This is a genomic window from Niveispirillum sp. (genome assembly GCF_052437035.1).
Taxonomy (GTDB): domain Bacteria; phylum Pseudomonadota; class Alphaproteobacteria; order Azospirillales; family Azospirillaceae; genus Niveispirillum.
The window spans coordinates 386,895-404,018 of the sequence record NZ_JBQVOH010000002.1; the positions used below are offsets into that span (position 1 = coordinate 386,895).

Here is a 17,124-nt window from a genome sequence, read left to right on the forward strand (position 1 = left end):
ATGTTTACGGCAATCGTCTCCACCTCGCTGCGCAACCGGCTGATGGTGCTGGTCGCGGCCTTGCTTCTGTCGCTTTATGGCGCGTTTACGCTGGGCCATCTGTCGGTGGATGTGTTCCCCGACCTGAACCGCCCCACCATCACCTTGATGACCGAAAGCCCCGGCATGGCCCCGGAGGAGGTGGAGCGGCTGGTCAGCTTCCCCATCGAAACCGCCATGAACGGTATGCCGGGCGTGGAACGCGTCCGCTCCACCTCTTCTGCCGGCCTGTCGGTGGTGACGGTGGAGTTCGGCTGGGGCACCGAGATTTATCGCAACCGGCAGCAGGTGACGGAGCGCCTGTCGCTGCTGACGGGGCAGTTGCCGCCAGGGGTCGTGCCGCAGATGGGCCCCATCTCCTCAATCATGGGGGAGATCATGCTGGTGGCTCTGACGCCGGCGCAGGGTGCCAGCATCGACCCGATGCGGCTGCGCGATGTCGGCGACTGGACATTGCGTCCGCGTCTTCTGTCCATTCCCGGCGTGTCGCAGGTCATCCCCATGGGGGGGGAGGTGCGGCAGTTCCGGGTGGCCCCCGACACGGGCCGCATGGCCCTGCTGGGTGTCAGCCTGGAACAGGTGCGCACGGCCCTGGCCGACTATGGCGCCAATGTCGGCGGTGGCATCGTGGAACGGCGGGGCGAAGAACTGCTGGTGCGCGGCGTTGGCCGGACCAGCCGGCTGGATGATCTGCGCAAGCTGCCCGTGGCTACTGTCGATGGCGCCACCATCGTGCTGGGCGATGTGGCGGCTGTTGACCATGCCGCCCGCCCGCGCCGGGGCGATGCCGGCCTGAACGCGGCCACCGCCGTTCTGGTGTCGGTGCAAAAGCAGCCGGATGCCGATACGCTGACCGTCACCCGCGCCGTGGAACGGGCCTTGACGGAGCTGACAGCCGGGTTGCCGGAAGGGGTGGCTGCGCCCGTCGTGGTGTTCCGTCAGGCTGATTTCATCCAGAACAGCGTCGATAATGTCGAGCGTGTGCTGGTGGAGGCCGGCATTGTCGTTGCCGTCATCCTGTTCCTGTTTCTGGGCAATTTCCGCACGACCATCATCAGCCTGACGGCCATCCCCATCTCGCTGCTGGTGGCGGTACTGGTGTTCAAGGTGCTGGGCCTAACCATCAACACCATGACATTGGGCGGGCTTGCCATTGCCATTGGTGAACTGGTCGATGATGCCGTGGTGGATGTGGAGAATATCTTCCGCCGCCTGCGGGAGAATGCGCTTCGCCCCGAACCGCTGCCCGTTCTGTCCATCGTGCTGTCGGCCAGCACGGAGGTGCGGTCGGGCATCGTCTATGCGACCGCCATCATCGTTCTGGTCTTCGTACCCCTGTTCGCGCTATCGGGCATTGAGGGGCGGTTGTTCGCGCCTCTGGGCATTGCCTATATCGTGTCGATCCTGGCCAGTCTGGTCACGGCCATTACCGTCACGCCGGTGCTTTGCTACTACCTGCTGCCGAAACTGGCGGACAGTGCGGAACATGATGGCTGGCTGGTCCGTAAACTGAAGGCGGGCAATGACCGGCTGCTGGAGTGGGCCTTTGCCCACCGCTTGCTGGTGATGGGAAGCGTGGCGGGGGCGGTGCTGGTGGCGCTGATCGCGGTTCCCTTCCTGCCGCGCGCCTTCCTGCCGGATTTCAACGAGGGCACGCTGACCATCAGCATGGCGATGCAACCCGGTATCTCGTTGGAGCAATCATCAGAGGTCGGGCGTATGGCCGAACGCTTAATTGCCCAGGTACCGGAAGTGACGTCGGTTGCCCGCCGCACGGGCCGGGCGGAGCTGGACGAACATGCCATGGGGGTGCATTCATCGGAGATCGACGCCCATCTGAAGCCATCGGACCGGCCCAAGGCCGATATCTTGGCCGATGTCCGCGCCCGCCTGTCCAGCCTGCCGGTGACGGTGAATATCGGGCAGCCGATTTCCCACCGTCTGGACCATATGCTGTCGGGCGTGCGGGCGCAGTTGGCCGTGAAGCTTTATGGCGATGACATGGTCGCGCTGCGGGCCATGGCGGGCGGGTTGCAGCAGAAGCTGTCCACCGTTCCCGGTCTTGTCGATTTGCAGATCGAAAAGCAGGTGCTGATCCCGCAGCTGCGTGTCGATGTTGATCCCGACCAGGCGCGTGCCCATGGCATCACCCCGTCTGCCGTTCTGGCCGCCGTGCAGAGCCTGTCCAGCGGCGAGGTGGTGACGGAGATCATCGAGGGCGACCGCCGCCACGATCTTGTCCTGCGCATGAAGGATGAGGCGCGGGACCCGGCGGCGCTGGGCCGGGTGCTGATCGACACACCCGTCGGACCTGTGCCCCTGTCACAATTGGCGGAGGTAAGTGAGGGTGACGGCCCCAACGAGGTGATGCGCGAGAATGGGCAGCGGCGTCTGGCCCTTCTGGGCAATGGCGATGGCAAGCGCGACATGGCGGCCATCGTGGCCGATATCCGCGCCGTCCTGGATGCCACGCCGATGCCGGCCGGCACCCATGCCAGCCTGGAAGGCACCTTCCAGGCGCAGGAACAGGCGGCGCGCACCATCGCCGCCCTGTCGGCGGTGTCGTTTGCCCTGATCTTCCTGGTGCTGTACAGCCGCTACCGCTCCGCCGTGCCCGTGCTGATCATCATGGGCACGGTGCCCATGGCCCTGGTCGGGTCGGTGGCGGCCTTGTGGCTGGCGGGGCTGCCGCTGTCGGTGGCCAGCATGGTGGGCTTCATCACGCTGGCCGGCATTTCCACCCGCAACGGCATCCTGAAGATCAGCCATTACATCAATCTGTGCCGGATCGAGGGGGAGGCGTTCGGCCAGGCCATGATCCGGCGCGGCAGCCGGGAACGGCTGGTGCCTGTGCTGATGACGGCCCTGTCGGCGGGTCTGGCCCTGATCCCCCTGCTGGTCGGGGCCGATGCGCCGGGCAAGGAAATCCTGCACCCCGTCGCCGTCACCATTTTTGGCGGGCTGATCAGCGCCACGCTGCTGGACACTGTCCTGACCCCGCTTCTGTTCGCCCGCTTTGGTGGTCCCGCCGTGCAACGGCTGCTGGCCACCACCCCATCCACGCCCGGCCAGGTTGCCGAGGCCTTTTAAGGAGTGATGATCATGAAGTTCAACGCTGCCACCCTGGCGCTTGCCACGTTTCTGACCCTGGCCCCCGCCGCCGCCTTTGGCCATGCCCCGCCCGTGGGCGTGCATGGCGGGATGCAGGTTCATGCAGGCCCCCTGCACCAGGAACTGGTGATCAAGGACAAGGTCCTGACCGTCTATCTCAACACCATGGAAGACAAGCCCATCGATACCGCCGGTGCCACGGGCAGCGTCACCTTGTTGATCGAAGGCGCCCCGGTGCAGGTAACCCTTGCCCCCGCCGGTCCCAACAGCCTATCGGGCAAGATCGACCGCGAGGTGCCGGTGGGCACGCGTATCGCCACCATCGTCACCCTGGCCGGCAAGGGGCCGGTGCAGGCGCGGTACGAGTGGAAGCCGGCGGCACCCGGCGGGGAACATGCGGGGCATTAAGGGGAGAGGGACAAAAACACTTCCGACATCGGATGATATCCCCTTGACGGCAGGTCCAACCTGACCCATCTTCATGCTGTTGTTTCAACATACAGAAAGGAGGTGATCCGATGTCTCGTTCCACTTTGCGGACCCGCGCGGATCTCTCCGGCATCCGGTCTTTCGCCGGCTGATCGGAAGATGTCCGCTGGCGGGGTCCACCGCCAAAGCGGATCGTCCATGCGTCATCATGGAAGGCAGGGCCGGTTCCCCGGGGGACCGGCCCTGTTTTATGTGGAAAACCGTGATGGACGCCCCGTTCCTTGGTTCCGTTTTGCCAGCGGGCTTGCTATCAAGGCGCAAGGCATAAGAGTTCCACCAAAAATCCGGGTCCTTTTGATGAATCGCCAAGATCGCCGCCGTCAGCTTTCCGATTTGTCCAAGTCGGATGCGATGTATTCCAGCTTCCCGTCCGATATGCGGGCGGCGACGGAGCTGCATCGTCAGGGCCGCATGAAGGAAGCGGCGGATACGCTGCGCAAGATCACCAAGGTCTATGCCGACCACCCGGATGTGCGCGTCGCCTGGTCCAACCTGGGCGCCACGCTGCAGGGCATGGGCAAGCTGGACGATGCTGTTGCGGCCCTGAAGAAGGCCCGCGCGCTGAAGCCGGATCATCCGCCGCCGCACCATAATCTGGGCATGGCGCTGGCCCAGCAGGGCAAGCTGGACGAGGCCATCGAGAGCCTGCAGCGCGCCTGCGAGCTGGACCCGAATTTCCGCGATGCCTGGGCCGGGCTGGCCCTGGTGCGTGAACAGACGGGCGAAATCCCGCTGGCCGCCGAGGCATGGCAGCGCGCGGTTCAGGCCGATCCCAACGCGGTGGAGCCGCTGTTCAATTTCGGCAACTGCCTGTTCCGTCTGGGCATGCTGAATGAGGCCGCCAGTGCCTTCCAGGGCTGTCTGGCCCGCCGGCCCAACATGCCGGAAGCCGTCTATGCCCTTGGCCGCGTGCATGAAGAGGCCGGCAGCTTCGACACCGCTGCCGAGGCCTATCTGGCCGCCACCCGCATCGCCCCCCAGGTGGGCCAGGGCCATGCGCAGCTGGCCGGGCTGATCGTGCATATCGCGGGCAGCGATCTGGCCAAGGCGCAGGGCCTGGCCGATACCTACCGCCAGACCCACCCCGACAGCCCCATCGTGCCGCAACTCTTCGGTCGCCTGGAAGAAATCGCCAAGGCGGCGGCGGATGCACCGGCTGCTGCTGAGACTGTCGAAGAGGGTAAGGCGGACGCCTGATCCCTTCGCTAGGGTCATAAAAAAGGGCGGCGCGGAGATGGTCCGCGCCGCCCTTTTCACATTGCGGTGCTTACTTCTTCTTGGCCTTCAACGCCAGCTTGGCCGCGCGGTAGCGCGACGCCCAGCCGGGCTTTTCCTCCTGCGGGGCGCGGGATATCGACAGGGCGTCGGGGGCCACGTCGCGGGTCACGACCGTGCCTGCCGCTGTGTAGGCGCCATCGCCCACCGACACCGGGGCCACCAGCGTGGAATGGGTGCCGATGAAGACGTTGGACCCGATGCGGGTGCGGTGCTTCAGCACGCCATCATAATTGCAGGTAATGGTGCCGGCCCCGATATTGGACCCGCCGCCAACATCGGCATCCCCCAGATATGTGAGGTGGTTGGCCTTGGCCCCGGCCCCGAACTGGGTATTCTTCAGTTCCACGAAATTGCCGATATGGGCGCCTTCGCCGACATCGGTGCCGGGGCGCAGGCGGGCATAGGGGCCGATGATGGCGCGGGCGCGGACGATCACGCCTTCCAGATGGCTGAAGGGCTTGATCTCCACCCCGTCCTCCACCGTCACGCCGGGGCCGAACACCACATTCTGGCCTACCGTCACGTCGCGGCCCAGGACCGTATCGGCGGCGAAATAGACGGTATCGGGGTCCAGCAGGGTGGCACCATTGGCCATGGCGGCCTGACGCAGGCGGTTCTGGAAAATCTTCTCGATGTCCGCCAGCTCCGCCCGGCTGTTCACGCCGGCGGTATCGTCAGTGGGACCTTCGACCACGGCGCAGGTCCAGCCGCTGGCACGGGCTACGGCCACGGCATCGGTCAGGTAATATTCGCCCTTGGCGTTATTGTTGCCGATGCCGGACAGCAAGGCCACCATCCGCGCCCCGTCGAATGCCATGAAGCCGGCGTTGCAGAGCGTGACGGCGCGTTCATCGGGGGTAGCGTCCAGGAACTCCACAATCTTTTCCAACCCGCCATCGGCCCCCAGGATCAGGCGGCCATAGGCGCCGGGATCGGCGGGCCGCATGCCCAGCACCACCACTGCGGGGTCGCCGGCCCCATTGCGGGCCGCGACCATCTTCGACAGGGTGGACGCGGTGATCAGGGGCGAGTCGCCGTACAGCACCAGCACATCGCCAGTGAAGCCCGCCAGTTCACTCAGTGCGGCCTTCACCGCATCGCCGGTGCCAAGCTGGTTTTCCTGTACCACGGTCGGGTACGGGGCGACGGTGGCGGCGACATTGTCCATGCCGGGGCCGACCACCACCACGATCTTTTCCGGCGACAGGCTCTGTGCCGCCGCCACGACATGGCTGACCATGGGCAGGCCACCCAGCGGGTGCAGCACCTTGGGCAAGGCGGATTTCATGCGTGTCCCCTTGCCGGCGGCAAGGATAATGCAGGCGAGGGGGCGATGGGACATGGTGGCAGGCCGCATGGCAGTTTGTCTAAGCTGGCCCCCTGTATCATACAGACAAACCCGAAAGCCAAGCGGAAGCGGCAGTGACAATGAGCATCCTGGAACGGTTCCCCGCCCTGATCTTTGATTTCGACGGAACCCTGATCGACAGCGCGCCCGATATCGCCCTGGGCCTGAACCGGCTTTTAGCGGCGGAAGGCCGGCGGGAACTGCCGCTGGCAGACGTGCATCAGATGATCGGGGATGGGGCGGGGCGGCTGGTGGAACAGGCCTTCGCCGCCACGGGCACGGCCCTGACGCCCGATGAACGGGGGCCGATGACCGAGCGATATTTGGCGATCTATGGCGCGCTGCCCGTGGACCGGGCCTGTATCTATCCGGGCGTGGTGGAGACGCTGACCGCGTTGAAGCAGGCGGGCCATCGGCTGGGCCTTTGTACCAACAAGCCGGCGGGGATCAGTCTTGATCTGCTGCGCGAACTGGGCATGGGCGCGCTGTTTGATGCGGTGGCGGGCGGAGACAGTGTGGCGCGCAAGAAGCCGCATCCAGACCCGCTGGTGTTCGTCATGGAACGGCTGGGCGTTGGGGCCGGCGGGGCCGTGATGGTCGGCGACAATGCCAATGATGTCGCGGCGGCGCGCGGGGCCGGTGTGCCGGTCGTGGCTGTCGCCTATGGCTATCCGCGCATGGCGCTGGAGGATCTTGGCGCCGATATTATCATCGACCGGTTTGCGGATTTGCCGGGGGCGTTGGCGCGGTTGGGGTGAAGGTCAGCCGGCCTTGACACTGGCCAGATGCACCTTTACGGCGCCCAGCGGGCTCTCCATTTCCAGGCGCACAGGCACGGGCGGGCCGCCGGCAATGGCGGGGGCGATGTAGAGCGTGACGGGTACGTCCTTGCGCTTCGCCCCCTCCCGGTCGCGGTCGCGCTGCCGGTTTTCCTTCCAGCGGCCGGCCAGCGGCTTGTACTTCACCGAACAGGCCGTGGCGGGGCCGGCATAGACGGACAGGTCCGATGCCTCCAGCGTGGCCGGGCCTTGCGTGGCGAAGATCAGATCGTAACGCTGCCGCCCGTCATAGACGGGGACGGTGATATCGCAATCGCCCTTCTTGGCCACCTGATCCAGCACGGCCACGATGGCGGAGACGGGATCGACGGTGCCCAGACGCAGGTCGGCGGGTACGGGCTCCCGGTCCTTTTCCGGTTCCGGATTGGCCAGCGTCAGGGTGGGGGTGCCGTCGGGCGTGTAATCGACCGTGGTCAGGCGCGGCTGATCACGCCAGCTGCCATGGGCCGTGAACTGACGCGGGCGGGGCAGGGGGCCGGACAGGTGACCCTGGGCCCGCACATCGGTCTTCCATTGCGCTACCCGGCCCAGGAACCCGTCGGTTTCCATCTTCAACCCGGCGCGGTAGCCATCGGGACCCAACGCCATATCGGCATTGGCATCCAGCACATGCACCCCGCCAATATGCACGCCATAGGTCAGGGACAGATCATCCGCCATTTGCGCCATGGCCGGCGATGCGGAGACCAGAAGGGCCAGCGGCAGGTAGCTCAGAGCGCGCATAAGGGTCGGCCTTCCCATGGTGATGGCGGCATGCATAGCGGCAATGTGGGTTGGAAAGCCGCAGGCCACAAGGCTTTCGCGGCATGGTCGGAAAAATTTCCGGCGCTCATCGCTTTTTCCCTTTGACAGGTCGCCGCCAACCCCCTAAAACCCCGCTCCACCGACGACGGATGGGCGCGTAGCTCAGCGGGAGAGCATCGCCTTCACACGGCGGGGGTCGCAGGTTCAATCCCTGCCGCGCCCACCATCCTCCGGTTCCTCAAAAAGCCCCTGGCCACAAGCCGCGGGCTTTTTGCGTTTAGGCCCAAGGGGTTGGGTGGGCCGGTCAAGATTCACGGCCTTATGTTGGCTACCCAACAAAACTAACTTATTGCCCCCCCGCCTTCTTCGGCTTGCGCATCTCGTCCAGCTTCTGTTCGGTTTGCCGCGACCGCCACAGCCAGGGTGGCTCCACCCGACCGCCCCAGAGGCCCCGGCGGAAGGAGATGGCCCGTGCTTCGATGCTGACATAGTCAAAGCTCAAAGGGCGGTAGGCCAGCGCCATGCCGCGTTCGACCATGGCATAGGCCAGGTCATCACCATTTTCGGCCCGGCAGATGGCCAGTTTCGGTCCTGTGGCGGGGGACTGTCCGCGCGGGGTGCATTCGATCTCGCGATTATTGATCAGCAGACTGAGGATGCGAGTGGCGAGCGCATGGCAATCATATTGCTGCCCGCGCACATTCTCGCAGGTCTGGCCCTTATCGGGCGCGTCGATGCCGAACAGGCGGAATTCCTGGCCCTTCACGGTGACCAGATCGCCCTCCTTGGCGGCCCCCGGTCCCTTTACGGGCGTCTTGTTCGCCTGGGCCAGGGCGGCGGGGGCCAGAGCCAGGGCCAGCAGCAGGGCCGCAGCGCCCCTCACAGCAGGCTTCCCATGGCCGGCGCGGGGGCTGCATCCGGCTGATAGGGGGCCAGAAGGTCGGCATTGTCGTTGCGCACGGTATTGACCAGCGGCGTGACGGGCCTCAGCACCAGCGCACCCGCAGCCGGCGCGCGCATCAGACCATGGCGTACAATCTCCGGCGTGTTGGGGGACAGCCAACTGTCCACTGCCGCCGCATCCATCAGCATCACGGGCGTGCGCTCATGGATACGGCCCAGTTCGTCATTGGCGGGTGCCGTCAGGATGCAGCAGGTGAAAAGCGGCCCGTCCTCCCCCCCGCGCCAGATATCCCACAAGGCGGCGAACCCCATGGGGTGCCCGTCGCCCCGTGCAATGTACCAGGGCTGTTTGCGGTCGCCGGTCTGTGGCCATTCATAGAAGCCGTCGGCGGGGATCACGGCCCGCCGCTTCTGCCACGCGTCACGGAAGCTGGGCTTTTCGGCGGCGCTTTCGCTGCGGGCATTGATCATGCGCGCGGCACCCGTGGCATCATTGGCCCAAGAGGGGACCAGACCCCAGCGCATGGATGTGACCGTACGGATGCCGGCGCGGTCCAGCCCGATGACGCCGATTTCCGCCGTTGGCGCGATGTTGAAGCGCGGGTCCAGCATCCGGGGTGGCAGGTCATGGCGCAGACGCGCGTCGAACGCGTCGGCCAGATCCTTCAGGTCCTTCTGCACAAACCGTCCACACATGCCCGGCCATCATCCTGTCAGTTCAAGAGCATCAGTCTACAGGCCCCGGCGCCCGCCCGGAAGCGGGGTTAACACCTTTGCCCCCTTGTCCGCCCGACAGGTGTTTCCAATATGAACCGTGAAGGAATGGTCACCGTGAAGTCACAGGGCGGACCCGGAACCTTCCCTTATCTTTTCCGTTGGGGCGACAGGGGCACGAACAGGCCGGCAATGGTGCCGGCAGGAGGACGCGCATGTCATGGCCACACGGAATGCTGATAACACCTGCCGAACGGGCGGCCTTGCTGGGTCTGGACCGCCCCGAACCGGTGACCACGGCCAACCTGTGGCAGGTGCGCCGGCCGCGCGGTGTTGACCGGCGGGAGGTGACCTTGCGGCTGGATGGTGATCTGATCGACTGGTTCCGCCGTCATGGCGGCGGCGACCGGGCCATGCAGGCCCGTATCAACGCTGCCCTGCGTGCCTATATGGCCGACCATGATGACGGGGAGTAAGCGGGAAGGTTGCTCCCGCCGCGCCATCCCCTATGATCGGGCGATCCTTCGGCCAGGAGCGTTCGCCCATGACCAAGTTCGGTATCGGACAACCCGTCACCCGCAGTGAAGATACAAGGCTGCTGCGCGGGGCCGGGCGTTATACGGATGATGTGCGCGTGCCCGGCCAGAAGGTCGGCTATGTCCTGCGCAGCCCGCATGCCCATGCCGCCATCCTGTCCATGGATACCGCCGATGCCGCATCCATGCCCGGCATCCACGCGATCATCACCGCCACCGACCTGAAACAGGCCGGTATCAAGGACATTCCCTGCGTCGTGCCGCTGCGCGTGCGCGCGGGCACCACGCTGCATATGAAACACCGGCCCGTCCTGGCCGATGGCTTCGTGCGCCATGTGGGCGAGCCTGTGGCCTTTATCGTGGCCGACAGCCTGTATGAGGCGATGGACGCCGCCGATGCGGTGATGGTCGATTACGACATGCTGGACGCGGTCGCCGACACGGGCGCGGCCCTGTCCCACCCTGCACAGGTGCATGGTGATGTGCCCGCCAACCTGGCCTATGACTGGGAAAAGGGGAACCGGGCGGCGACTGACGATGCCTTTGCCAAGGCCGCGCGCGTGGTCCGCCTGGATCTGATCAATAATCGCCTGTCGGCCAACCCGCTGGAAGGCCGGGCCTGTCTGGCCGACCATGATGCCGGGGCCGATGTCACCCGCCTGACCGTGGGCAGTCAGGGCGTGCATGATATGCGCGACATGCTGGCCGGTGTGTTTGGCGAGGACCCGGCCCGGTTTCATGTGCTGACGCATGAGGTTGGGGGCGGATTCGGGATGAAGCTGTTCTGCTATCCCGAATATGTGCTGGCCTGCTTTGCGGCGCGGAAGGTGGGCGCGCCGGTGGCGTGGACCAGCAGCCGGGCGGAGGCGTTCCTGTCCGATGATCATGGCCGCGACAATGTCAGCGTGGCCGAACTGGCGCTGGACACCGATGGCCGCATTCTGGGCTTGCGCGCGGATATCATCGCCAATATGGGCGCGTACCTGTCGAACTACGCCACCTATATCCAGACCGATGGCCAGACCAAGATGCTGTCGGGCGTCTATCAAATTCCCGCCATCTATGCCCGCGTGCGTGGCGTTTATACCCATACGCAGCCCGTCGATGCCTATCGCGGGGCGGGGCGGCCAGAGGCGGCCTATCTGGTGGAACGGCTGATCGACAAGGCCGCGCGGGAGATCGGGCAGGACCCGGCCAGCTTCCGCCGCCTGAACATGATCCCGCCTTCCGCCATGCCCTATCGCACGCCCATGGGCCATATCTATGACAGCGGCGATTTCGCCGGCACGCTGGACGCAGCATTGGAACGCGCCGACCGGGCGGGGTTCCCGGCACGCCGGGCCAAAGCGCGGGCCGAGGGGCGGCTGCTGGGCCTTGGCATTGCGACCTATATCGAGGCCTGTTCCGGTGGTGCGCCGGAGTCGGCAGAACTGCTGGTGAAGCCGGACGGGTCCGTCCTGCTGCTGATCGGCACACAGTCGAACGGGCAGGGGCATGAGACGGCCTATAAGCAGCTCATCGCCGAGGTTCTGGGCATCGCGCCCGAGGCCATTGCCATGGTGCAGGGCGACAGTCAGCAGGTGAAGACCGGTGGCGGCACCGGCGGATCGCGGTCCATCCCCACGGGTGGCGTGGCCGTGCGCGAGGGGGCGGCGGATGTCATCACCCAGGCAAGGCCCGTGGCGGCCAAACTGCTGGAGGCGGATGAGGGGGCGATCCGGTTTGAGGTGACGGGGGAGGGCGGGGGCTTTGCCGTCGCCGGCTCCAACCGCTTCGTACCGTTTGCGGAGGTGGCGGCGGCGGCCACGCCGGATGGGGACGGCAACGTCTTCCGGGGCACGGGCAAGTACAGCCCGCCGTCAAACACCTTCCCCAATGGCACGCATGTCGTTGAAATCTCGGTGGAGATCGATACCGGCGTGCCGCGCATCGAGCGTTACACCGTGGTGGATGATTTCGGCACGGTGCTGAACCCGCTGCTGCTGGAGGGGCAGGTGCATGGCGGTATCGCCCAGGGGATGGGGCAGGCACTGCTGGAACTGATCCGCTTTGATACGGATTCGGGCCAGTTGCTGACCGGGTCCTTCATGGATTACGCCATGCCGCGCGCCGACCATCTGCCCATGATCGATTTCTCCCTGCGGCCTGTGCCCTGTACCACCAATCCCCTGGGCCTAAAGGGGGCGGGGGAGGCTGGCGCCATCGGTGCCTGTCCCGCCATCATCAATGCCCTGGTCGATGCCCTGGCGGACCACGGTGTCACCCATGTCGATATGCCCGCCACGGCGCCCGTGCTGTGGCGTCTGATCCATTCCGCCACCGCCGCGAATGCGGCGTAGTGAAAGCCAAGGCCGCTGCTGCGGCGTGATGAGAGTTTGAGAATGCTGTCCTCCGAAGAACTGGCGGCCCTGCTGCCCGCCGTCCGTGCCGCTGCCGAACAGGCCTCCGCCGCCATCCTGCGCCATTATGAGGCGGGGGCGGAGGCAACCGCGAAGGCCGATGGCAGCCCCGTGACCGCCGCCGACAATGATGCCGATGCCATCATCCTGGCAGCATTGCGCCAACTGACCCCCGACATCCCCGTGGTAACGGAGGAGGAGGTATCGGCGGGCCGCATCCCCGATATCAGCGCCGGCACCTTCTGGCTGGTCGATCCGCTGGACGGGACCAAGGAATTCATCAAGCGCAATGGCGAATTCACGGTGAATATCGCCCTGATCCAGGGGGGTGAACCGGCGCTGGGCGTCGTCATGCTCCCCGTCGGCGGCACAATCTATGCCGCTTCTGGTCCCGGCACCGCCGTGCGCGGGGGCAAAGCGCAGAAGGATGAACCGATCCAGGTGCGGGCCGTGCCGGCGGTGGGCCTGACCGTCCTCACCTCCCGCAGCCATGCCGACAATGCGGCGGTGGATGAGTTCCTGACCGGTCGCCGCGTTGCGGCACGGGTGGCGGCGGGAAGCTCCCTGAAATTCTGCCGCGTTGCGGAAGGGGTGGGCGATGTCTATCCCCGCCTGGGCCCCACCTGCGAATGGGATATCGCGGCGGGCCATGCCGTTCTGATCGGGGCGGGCGGGTCGCTGACCCTGCTGGATGGCGAGCCGTTCCCCTATGGCAAGGCCCCGACCTTCCTGAACCCGCATTTCGTGGCCTGGGGTGGGGTGTGACGTCTGTCGCATGCGGGCATTCGCCCTTATGCGACCTACAACAACATCGTAGGTCGCATAAGCGCAGCGCATGCGACGTGACCTTTTCCTTACCCCCTCCGGCTTCCCATATCTCCTGAACCCTTTCATCCACAGGAACCGTCCCCATGTCCCAGTATGATTTCGACCTGTTCACCATCGGCGCCGGCTCTGGCGGGGTGCGGGCGTCGCGCATTGCGGCGGGGCATGGGGCGCGGGTGGCGGTGGCGGAGGAACGCTATTTCGGCGGCACCTGCGTCAATGTCGGCTGTGTGCCGAAGAAGCTGCTGGTCTATGGCGCTGAATATGGCCAGGCCTTTGCCGATGCCGCCGGGTTTGGGTGGAGCGCCGACAATTTCCGCCATGACTGGAGCGCCCTGATCGCGGCCAAGGATACGGAGATCGCCCGCCTGAACGGCATCTATCGCCGCCTCCTGGACGGGGCCGGCGTCACCATCTATGAGGGCCGCGCCACCATCGTCGATGCCCATACGGTGGAGGTGAATGGTAGCCGCGTGACGGCGGAACGTATCCTGATCGCCACCGGCGGCTGGCCGGAACTGCCGTCCGAACCGGGTGCCAAGGAATATGGCATCACGTCGAATGAGGTCTTCTATCTGAAGACCTTCCCGCGCCGTGTCGTCGTGGCCGGTGGCGGCTATATTGCGTTGGAATTTGCCAGCCTGTTCAATGGGCTGGGTGCACAGGTGACGCAGCTTTACCGGGGCGCACAGATCCTGCGCGGATTCGACAAGGATGTGCGCGATTTCGTGGCGGATGAGGTGCGCAAGGCCGGCATCGACCTGAAGCTGAACACCATCATCAGCCGCATCGAAAAGACCGATTCCGGTCTGCTGGCCCAACTATCGGATGGGAGCGTGCTGGAATGCGACGCGGTGGTCTATGCCATCGGGCGCAAGCCCATGTCCTATGGTCTGGGGCTGGAGAATGTGGGCGTGGAGACCGACAAGACCGGAGCCATTACCGTCAATGACCAGTACCAGACGTCGGTCCCCTCCATCTATGCCCTGGGCGATGTCACCAACCGCGTGAACCTGACGCCGGTGGCCCTGGCGGAGGGGCATGTGTTAGCCGACCGCCTCTATGGCAACCGCCCGCGCGATGTCAATTACGACAATATCCCTACCGCCGTCTTCTCCATCCCGCCCGTGGCGACCGTGGGCATTACCGAGGAACAGGCCCGCGTGACCCTGCCCGGTGGCGTGGACATCTACCGCACCAATTTCAAACCCATGCGCCATCAGCTCTCGGGCCGCGATCAGCGCACCTTCATGAAGCTGGTCGTGGATCGCGCCACGCAGAAGGTGGTGGGGTGCCACATGGTGGGCACCGACACGCCGGAAATGATCCAGGGCATCGCGGTTGCCATGAATGCCGGGGCCACGAAGCAGGTGTTCGACAACACCATCGGCCTGCACCCGACCGCGGCGGAGGAGTTTGTGACGATGCGGACGAAGGTGCCGGACCCTGTTTGAGGGGGTCGTCGTTCCCTCACCCTCCCAAGCCCTGGTGGGCTTGGACCCCTCCCTCTCCCACGAACGTGGGAGGGTAAGGGTGTAACGCCTGACAAAACCGCAAACACAAAAAGCGCCGCCAGGATGCCCCGGCGGCGCTTTTCGTTTGCCTTGCGGCCAAGCTGATTACTTCAGGCCGAAGCTCTGGAAGCGCTTGTTGAACTTGGCGATCTGGCCGCCGGTGTCCAGCAGCTTCTGCACGCCCGTCCACGCCGGGTGGGACTTCGGATCGATGTCCAGACGCAGCGTGTCGCCGGCCTTGCCCATGGTGGTGCGGGTCTTGAAAGAGGTACCGTCGGTCATGACAACGGTGATCTCGTGGTAGGCGGGGTGGATATCAGGCTTCATGGTCGGCAGTCCCTAAATCGAAGCCGCGCTTATATACAAAGCCTGGGGTTAAGGCAACCCCATCCAACCTTGCAAGGACGCAAGGCTGGGCTGATCACATTCGGCGCGGCAGCTATGTCAACGGGGCGTTGTTATTGCCCTGACGCGGCCATGCGGTTACCACGGGAGTGCATGGATTTCCACCCGCTTTCTCACTCGCGGAGCAACTTCCTTGGTCTTTCGTGACAACAGTGCCGAACGTGCCGCCTCTGACGGTCGCCAGCGCCGCGATTTGAAGCCTTTGCGCATGCTTTGGCCGTTTTTGAAGCCCTATCGTGCCCGGATTGCCGGCGCCACGGCGGCGCTTGTGGTGGCGGCGGGCACCGTTCTGGGCCTGGGCCAGGGCTTGAAGGCGCTGGTTGATCATGGATTCGCGGCGGGCAATGCCGATCTGCTGAACCAGGCGCTGCTGGTGCTGCTGGTCGTCATCGTGCTTCTGGGCGTCTCCACCTTTAGCCGATTCTACCTTGTCTCCTGGATCGGGGAGCGGGTGGTGGCCGATATCAGGCGCAAGGTCTTTGATCACCTGGTCACCATGTCGCCCGCCTTTTTCGAGACGACGAAGACGGGGGAGATCCTGTCGCGGCTGACCACCGACACTACTTTGCTGCAACAGGTGATCGGCACCAGCGTGTCCATCGCGCTGCGCAATTCCCTGATGCTGGTGGGCGGTCTGGCCCTGCTGCTGCTGACCAGCCCGAAACTGACGGGTCTGGTGCTGCTGGTGGTGCCGCTGGTGGTGGCGCCCATCGTGATCTTCGGGCGCAAGGTCCGCACCCTGTCGCGCGCCAGCCAGGACGCGGTGGCCAATATCGGCACGCGCGTGGATGAGGTGCTGGGTGGTATCCGCACGGTGCAGGCCTTTGGGCGCGAACCGCTGGAGATCGACCGGTTTGCCGTGTCGGTGGAGGATACGGTCAAGGTCTCGCTGCGCCGGATCAAGGCGCGGTCCTGGCTGACCATGCTGGTCATCATGCTGGTGTTCGGGGCCATCGGTACCGTCCTGTGGATCGGCGGGCATGATGTCATCGCGGGCCGGATCAGCGGCGGGCAACTGTCGGCCTTCATCTTCTATGCCGTCATGGTGGCCGGTGCCGTGGGTGCGCTGTCAGAGGTCGCCAGTGATCTGGCCAATGCCGCCGGGGCCACGGAACGGCTGTTCGACCTTCTGTCCAAGGTGCCGGATATCCGCCCGCCCGCCCATCCGCTGCCCCTGCCCACGCCCACGAAGGGTGAGGTGCGGTTTGACGGGGTGCGGTTCAACTACCCCTCACGGCCCAAGGATAGCGCGCTGGACAGGTTGAGCCTGACCGTGCGGCCCGGTGAGCGCGTGGCCCTGGTCGGCCCCTCGGGGGCGGGAAAGACCACGATCTTCCAGTTGCTGCTGCGATTCTATGATCCGCAGCTTGGCTCCGTGCGGCTGGATGGGGTCGACATCGCCCAGGCCAGCCCTGCCGACCTGCGCTCACGCATCGGCATCGTGCAGCAGGATTCGGTGATCTTCTCCGCCAGTGCCATGGAGAATATCCGCTATGGCCGCCCCGATGCGTCGGATGCCGACGTACGGGCCGCCGCCACGGCCGCCCATGCGCTGGAGTTCATTGAGGCGATGCCCGAGGGATTCGATACGTTCCTGGGCGAAAAGGGCGTGCGTCTGTCGGGCGGGCAGCGTCAGCGCATTGCGATTGCCCGCGCCATCCTGCGCGATGCACCTGTCCTGCTGCTGGATGAAGCCACCTCGGCGCTGGATGCCGAAAGCGAGCGGGTGGTGCAGGAGGCGCTGGAAACCCTGATGAAGGACCGCACTACCCTGATCATCGCCCACCGTCTGGCCACCGTCGTCAACGCCGACCGCATCGTCGTGCTGGACGGGGGCAAGGTGGTGGAGGAAGGCACGCATGAGGAGTTGCTGCGCCAGGAGGGGCTGTATGCGCGGCTGGCGGCTTTGCAATTTGCGTGAAGGGTGGTTCACTCACCCTCCCAAACGCTAACGCGTTCGGGCCCCTCCCTCTCCCACGT

The 17,124-nt window shown here is 65.4% G+C and carries 14 protein-coding genes and 1 tRNA gene; 10 read left to right on the top strand and 5 right to left on the bottom strand.

Annotated features, from left to right (window positions below; genetic code table 11):
- The 3 genes from ACT6Q8_RS06880 to ACT6Q8_RS06890 all read left to right on the top strand — a co-directional run bounded on the left by ACT6Q8_RS06880 (nt 1) and on the right by ACT6Q8_RS06890 (nt 4,836).
- On the top strand, nt 1–3,129 hold the full coding sequence (locus ACT6Q8_RS06880; RefSeq protein WP_444734600.1) for an efflux RND transporter permease subunit: 3,129 nt from the start codon (nt 1–3) through the stop codon (nt 3,127–3,129).
- A 12-nt stretch (nt 3,130–3,141) separates the two neighbouring features.
- A complete protein-coding gene (locus ACT6Q8_RS06885; protein WP_156344404.1) occupies nt 3,142–3,558 on the top strand; it encodes a hypothetical protein in 417 nt (138 codons plus the stop codon).
- A 378-nt stretch (nt 3,559–3,936) separates the two neighbouring features.
- Nucleotides 3,937–4,836, top strand: a complete 900-nt coding sequence (locus ACT6Q8_RS06890) for a tetratricopeptide repeat protein (RefSeq protein ID WP_444734601.1) — start codon at nt 3,937–3,939, stop codon at nt 4,834–4,836.
- A 70-nt stretch (nt 4,837–4,906) separates the two neighbouring features.
- Here ACT6Q8_RS06890 and glmU read toward each other — a convergent pair whose 3' ends face one another.
- A complete protein-coding gene (gene glmU, locus ACT6Q8_RS06895; RefSeq protein WP_444734602.1) occupies nt 4,907–6,259 on the bottom strand; it encodes a bifunctional UDP-N-acetylglucosamine diphosphorylase/glucosamine-1-phosphate N-acetyltransferase GlmU in 1,353 nt (450 codons plus the stop codon).
- An 86-nt stretch (nt 6,260–6,345) separates the two neighbouring features.
- On the opposite strand from glmU, the gene gph reads away from it, so the two are divergent.
- Entirely contained in the window at nt 6,346–7,023 is a 678-nt protein-coding gene (gene gph, locus ACT6Q8_RS06900) for a phosphoglycolate phosphatase (RefSeq protein WP_444734636.1), read from the top strand.
- A 3-nt stretch (nt 7,024–7,026) separates the two neighbouring features.
- Here the strand turns inward: gph and ACT6Q8_RS06905 are convergent, their stop codons facing one another.
- Complete coding sequence (locus ACT6Q8_RS06905; protein ID WP_444734603.1) at nt 7,027–7,827, bottom strand: DUF3108 domain-containing protein; 801 nt, start codon at nt 7,825–7,827, stop codon at nt 7,027–7,029.
- Nucleotides 7,828–7,999: 172 nt separating this feature from the next.
- On the opposite strand from ACT6Q8_RS06905, the gene ACT6Q8_RS06910 reads away from it, so the two are divergent.
- Nucleotides 8,000–8,074 (top strand) — tRNA-Val (locus tag ACT6Q8_RS06910).
- Between the two features lie 120 nt (nt 8,075–8,194).
- Here the strand turns inward: ACT6Q8_RS06910 and ACT6Q8_RS06915 are convergent.
- Entirely contained in the window at nt 8,195–8,731 is a 537-nt protein-coding gene (locus ACT6Q8_RS06915; RefSeq protein WP_082371956.1) for a thermonuclease family protein, read from the bottom strand.
- Nucleotides 8,728–9,447: an SOS response-associated peptidase gene (locus ACT6Q8_RS06920; RefSeq protein ID WP_444734604.1), complete on the bottom strand. Its 720-nt coding sequence runs from the start codon at nt 9,445–9,447 to the stop codon at nt 8,728–8,730. The genes ACT6Q8_RS06915 and ACT6Q8_RS06920 overlap by 4 nt, the downstream gene beginning before the upstream one ends.
- A 251-nt stretch (nt 9,448–9,698) precedes the next feature.
- Here ACT6Q8_RS06920 and ACT6Q8_RS06925 point away from each other — a divergent pair, with 251 nt between their 5' ends.
- The 4 genes from ACT6Q8_RS06925 (at nt 9,699) to gor (ending at nt 14,679) form a co-directional block, all read left to right on the top strand.
- Nucleotides 9,699–9,941 (top strand): BrnA antitoxin family protein, encoded by a 243-nt coding sequence (locus ACT6Q8_RS06925; protein WP_054166114.1) that lies wholly within the window; start codon nt 9,699–9,701, stop codon nt 9,939–9,941.
- A gap of 68 nt (nt 9,942–10,009) precedes the next feature.
- Nucleotides 10,010–12,340: a xanthine dehydrogenase family protein molybdopterin-binding subunit gene (locus ACT6Q8_RS06930; protein ID WP_444734605.1), complete on the top strand. Its 2,331-nt coding sequence runs from the start codon at nt 10,010–10,012 to the stop codon at nt 12,338–12,340.
- A gap of 42 nt (nt 12,341–12,382) precedes the next feature.
- Nucleotides 12,383–13,165: a 3'(2'),5'-bisphosphate nucleotidase CysQ gene (cysQ, locus tag ACT6Q8_RS06935; protein ID WP_444734606.1), complete on the top strand. Its 783-nt coding sequence runs from the start codon at nt 12,383–12,385 to the stop codon at nt 13,163–13,165.
- 146 nt (nt 13,166–13,311) lie between these two features.
- Nucleotides 13,312–14,679: a glutathione-disulfide reductase gene (gor, locus tag ACT6Q8_RS06940; RefSeq protein ID WP_444734607.1), complete on the top strand. Its 1,368-nt coding sequence runs from the start codon at nt 13,312–13,314 to the stop codon at nt 14,677–14,679.
- A gap of 165 nt (nt 14,680–14,844) precedes the next feature.
- Here gor and rpmE read toward each other — a convergent pair whose 3' ends face one another.
- Nucleotides 14,845–15,066: a 50S ribosomal protein L31 gene (rpmE, locus tag ACT6Q8_RS06945; RefSeq protein WP_054166111.1), complete on the bottom strand. Its 222-nt coding sequence runs from the start codon at nt 15,064–15,066 to the stop codon at nt 14,845–14,847.
- A 286-nt stretch (nt 15,067–15,352) separates the two neighbouring features.
- Here rpmE and ACT6Q8_RS06950 point away from each other — a divergent pair, with 286 nt between their 5' ends.
- Nucleotides 15,353–17,065: an ABC transporter transmembrane domain-containing protein gene (locus ACT6Q8_RS06950; RefSeq protein ID WP_444734608.1), complete on the top strand. Its 1,713-nt coding sequence runs from the start codon at nt 15,353–15,355 to the stop codon at nt 17,063–17,065.
- Nucleotides 17,066–17,124: the final 59 nt, after the last annotated feature.

Coding starts and splice junctions, on each gene's coding strand:
- gph (WP_444734636.1), top strand. CDS start 6,346: ATGAGCATCCTGGAACGGTTCCCCGCCCTGATCTTTGATTTCGACGGA.
- ACT6Q8_RS06920 (WP_444734604.1), bottom strand. CDS start 9,447: ATGTGTGGACGGTTTGTGCAGAAGGACCTGAAGGATCTGGCCGACGCG.
- gor (WP_444734607.1), top strand. CDS start 13,312: ATGTCCCAGTATGATTTCGACCTGTTCACCATCGGCGCCGGCTCTGGC.
- ACT6Q8_RS06930 (WP_444734605.1), top strand. CDS start 10,010: ATGACCAAGTTCGGTATCGGACAACCCGTCACCCGCAGTGAAGATACA.
- ACT6Q8_RS06885 (WP_156344404.1), top strand. CDS start 3,142: ATGAAGTTCAACGCTGCCACCCTGGCGCTTGCCACGTTTCTGACCCTG.
- cysQ (WP_444734606.1), top strand. CDS start 12,383: ATGCTGTCCTCCGAAGAACTGGCGGCCCTGCTGCCCGCCGTCCGTGCC.
- ACT6Q8_RS06890 (WP_444734601.1), top strand. CDS start 3,937: ATGAATCGCCAAGATCGCCGCCGTCAGCTTTCCGATTTGTCCAAGTCG.
- ACT6Q8_RS06950 (WP_444734608.1), top strand. CDS start 15,353: ATGCTTTGGCCGTTTTTGAAGCCCTATCGTGCCCGGATTGCCGGCGCC.
- ACT6Q8_RS06905 (WP_444734603.1), bottom strand. CDS start 7,827: ATGCGCGCTCTGAGCTACCTGCCGCTGGCCCTTCTGGTCTCCGCATCG.
- rpmE (WP_054166111.1), bottom strand. CDS start 15,066: ATGAAGCCTGATATCCACCCCGCCTACCACGAGATCACCGTTGTCATG.
- glmU (WP_444734602.1), bottom strand. CDS start 6,259: ATGTCCCATCGCCCCCTCGCCTGCATTATCCTTGCCGCCGGCAAGGGG.
- ACT6Q8_RS06880 (WP_444734600.1), top strand. CDS start 1: ATGTTTACGGCAATCGTCTCCACCTCGCTGCGCAACCGGCTGATGGTG.
- ACT6Q8_RS06925 (WP_054166114.1), top strand. CDS start 9,699: ATGCTGATAACACCTGCCGAACGGGCGGCCTTGCTGGGTCTGGACCGC.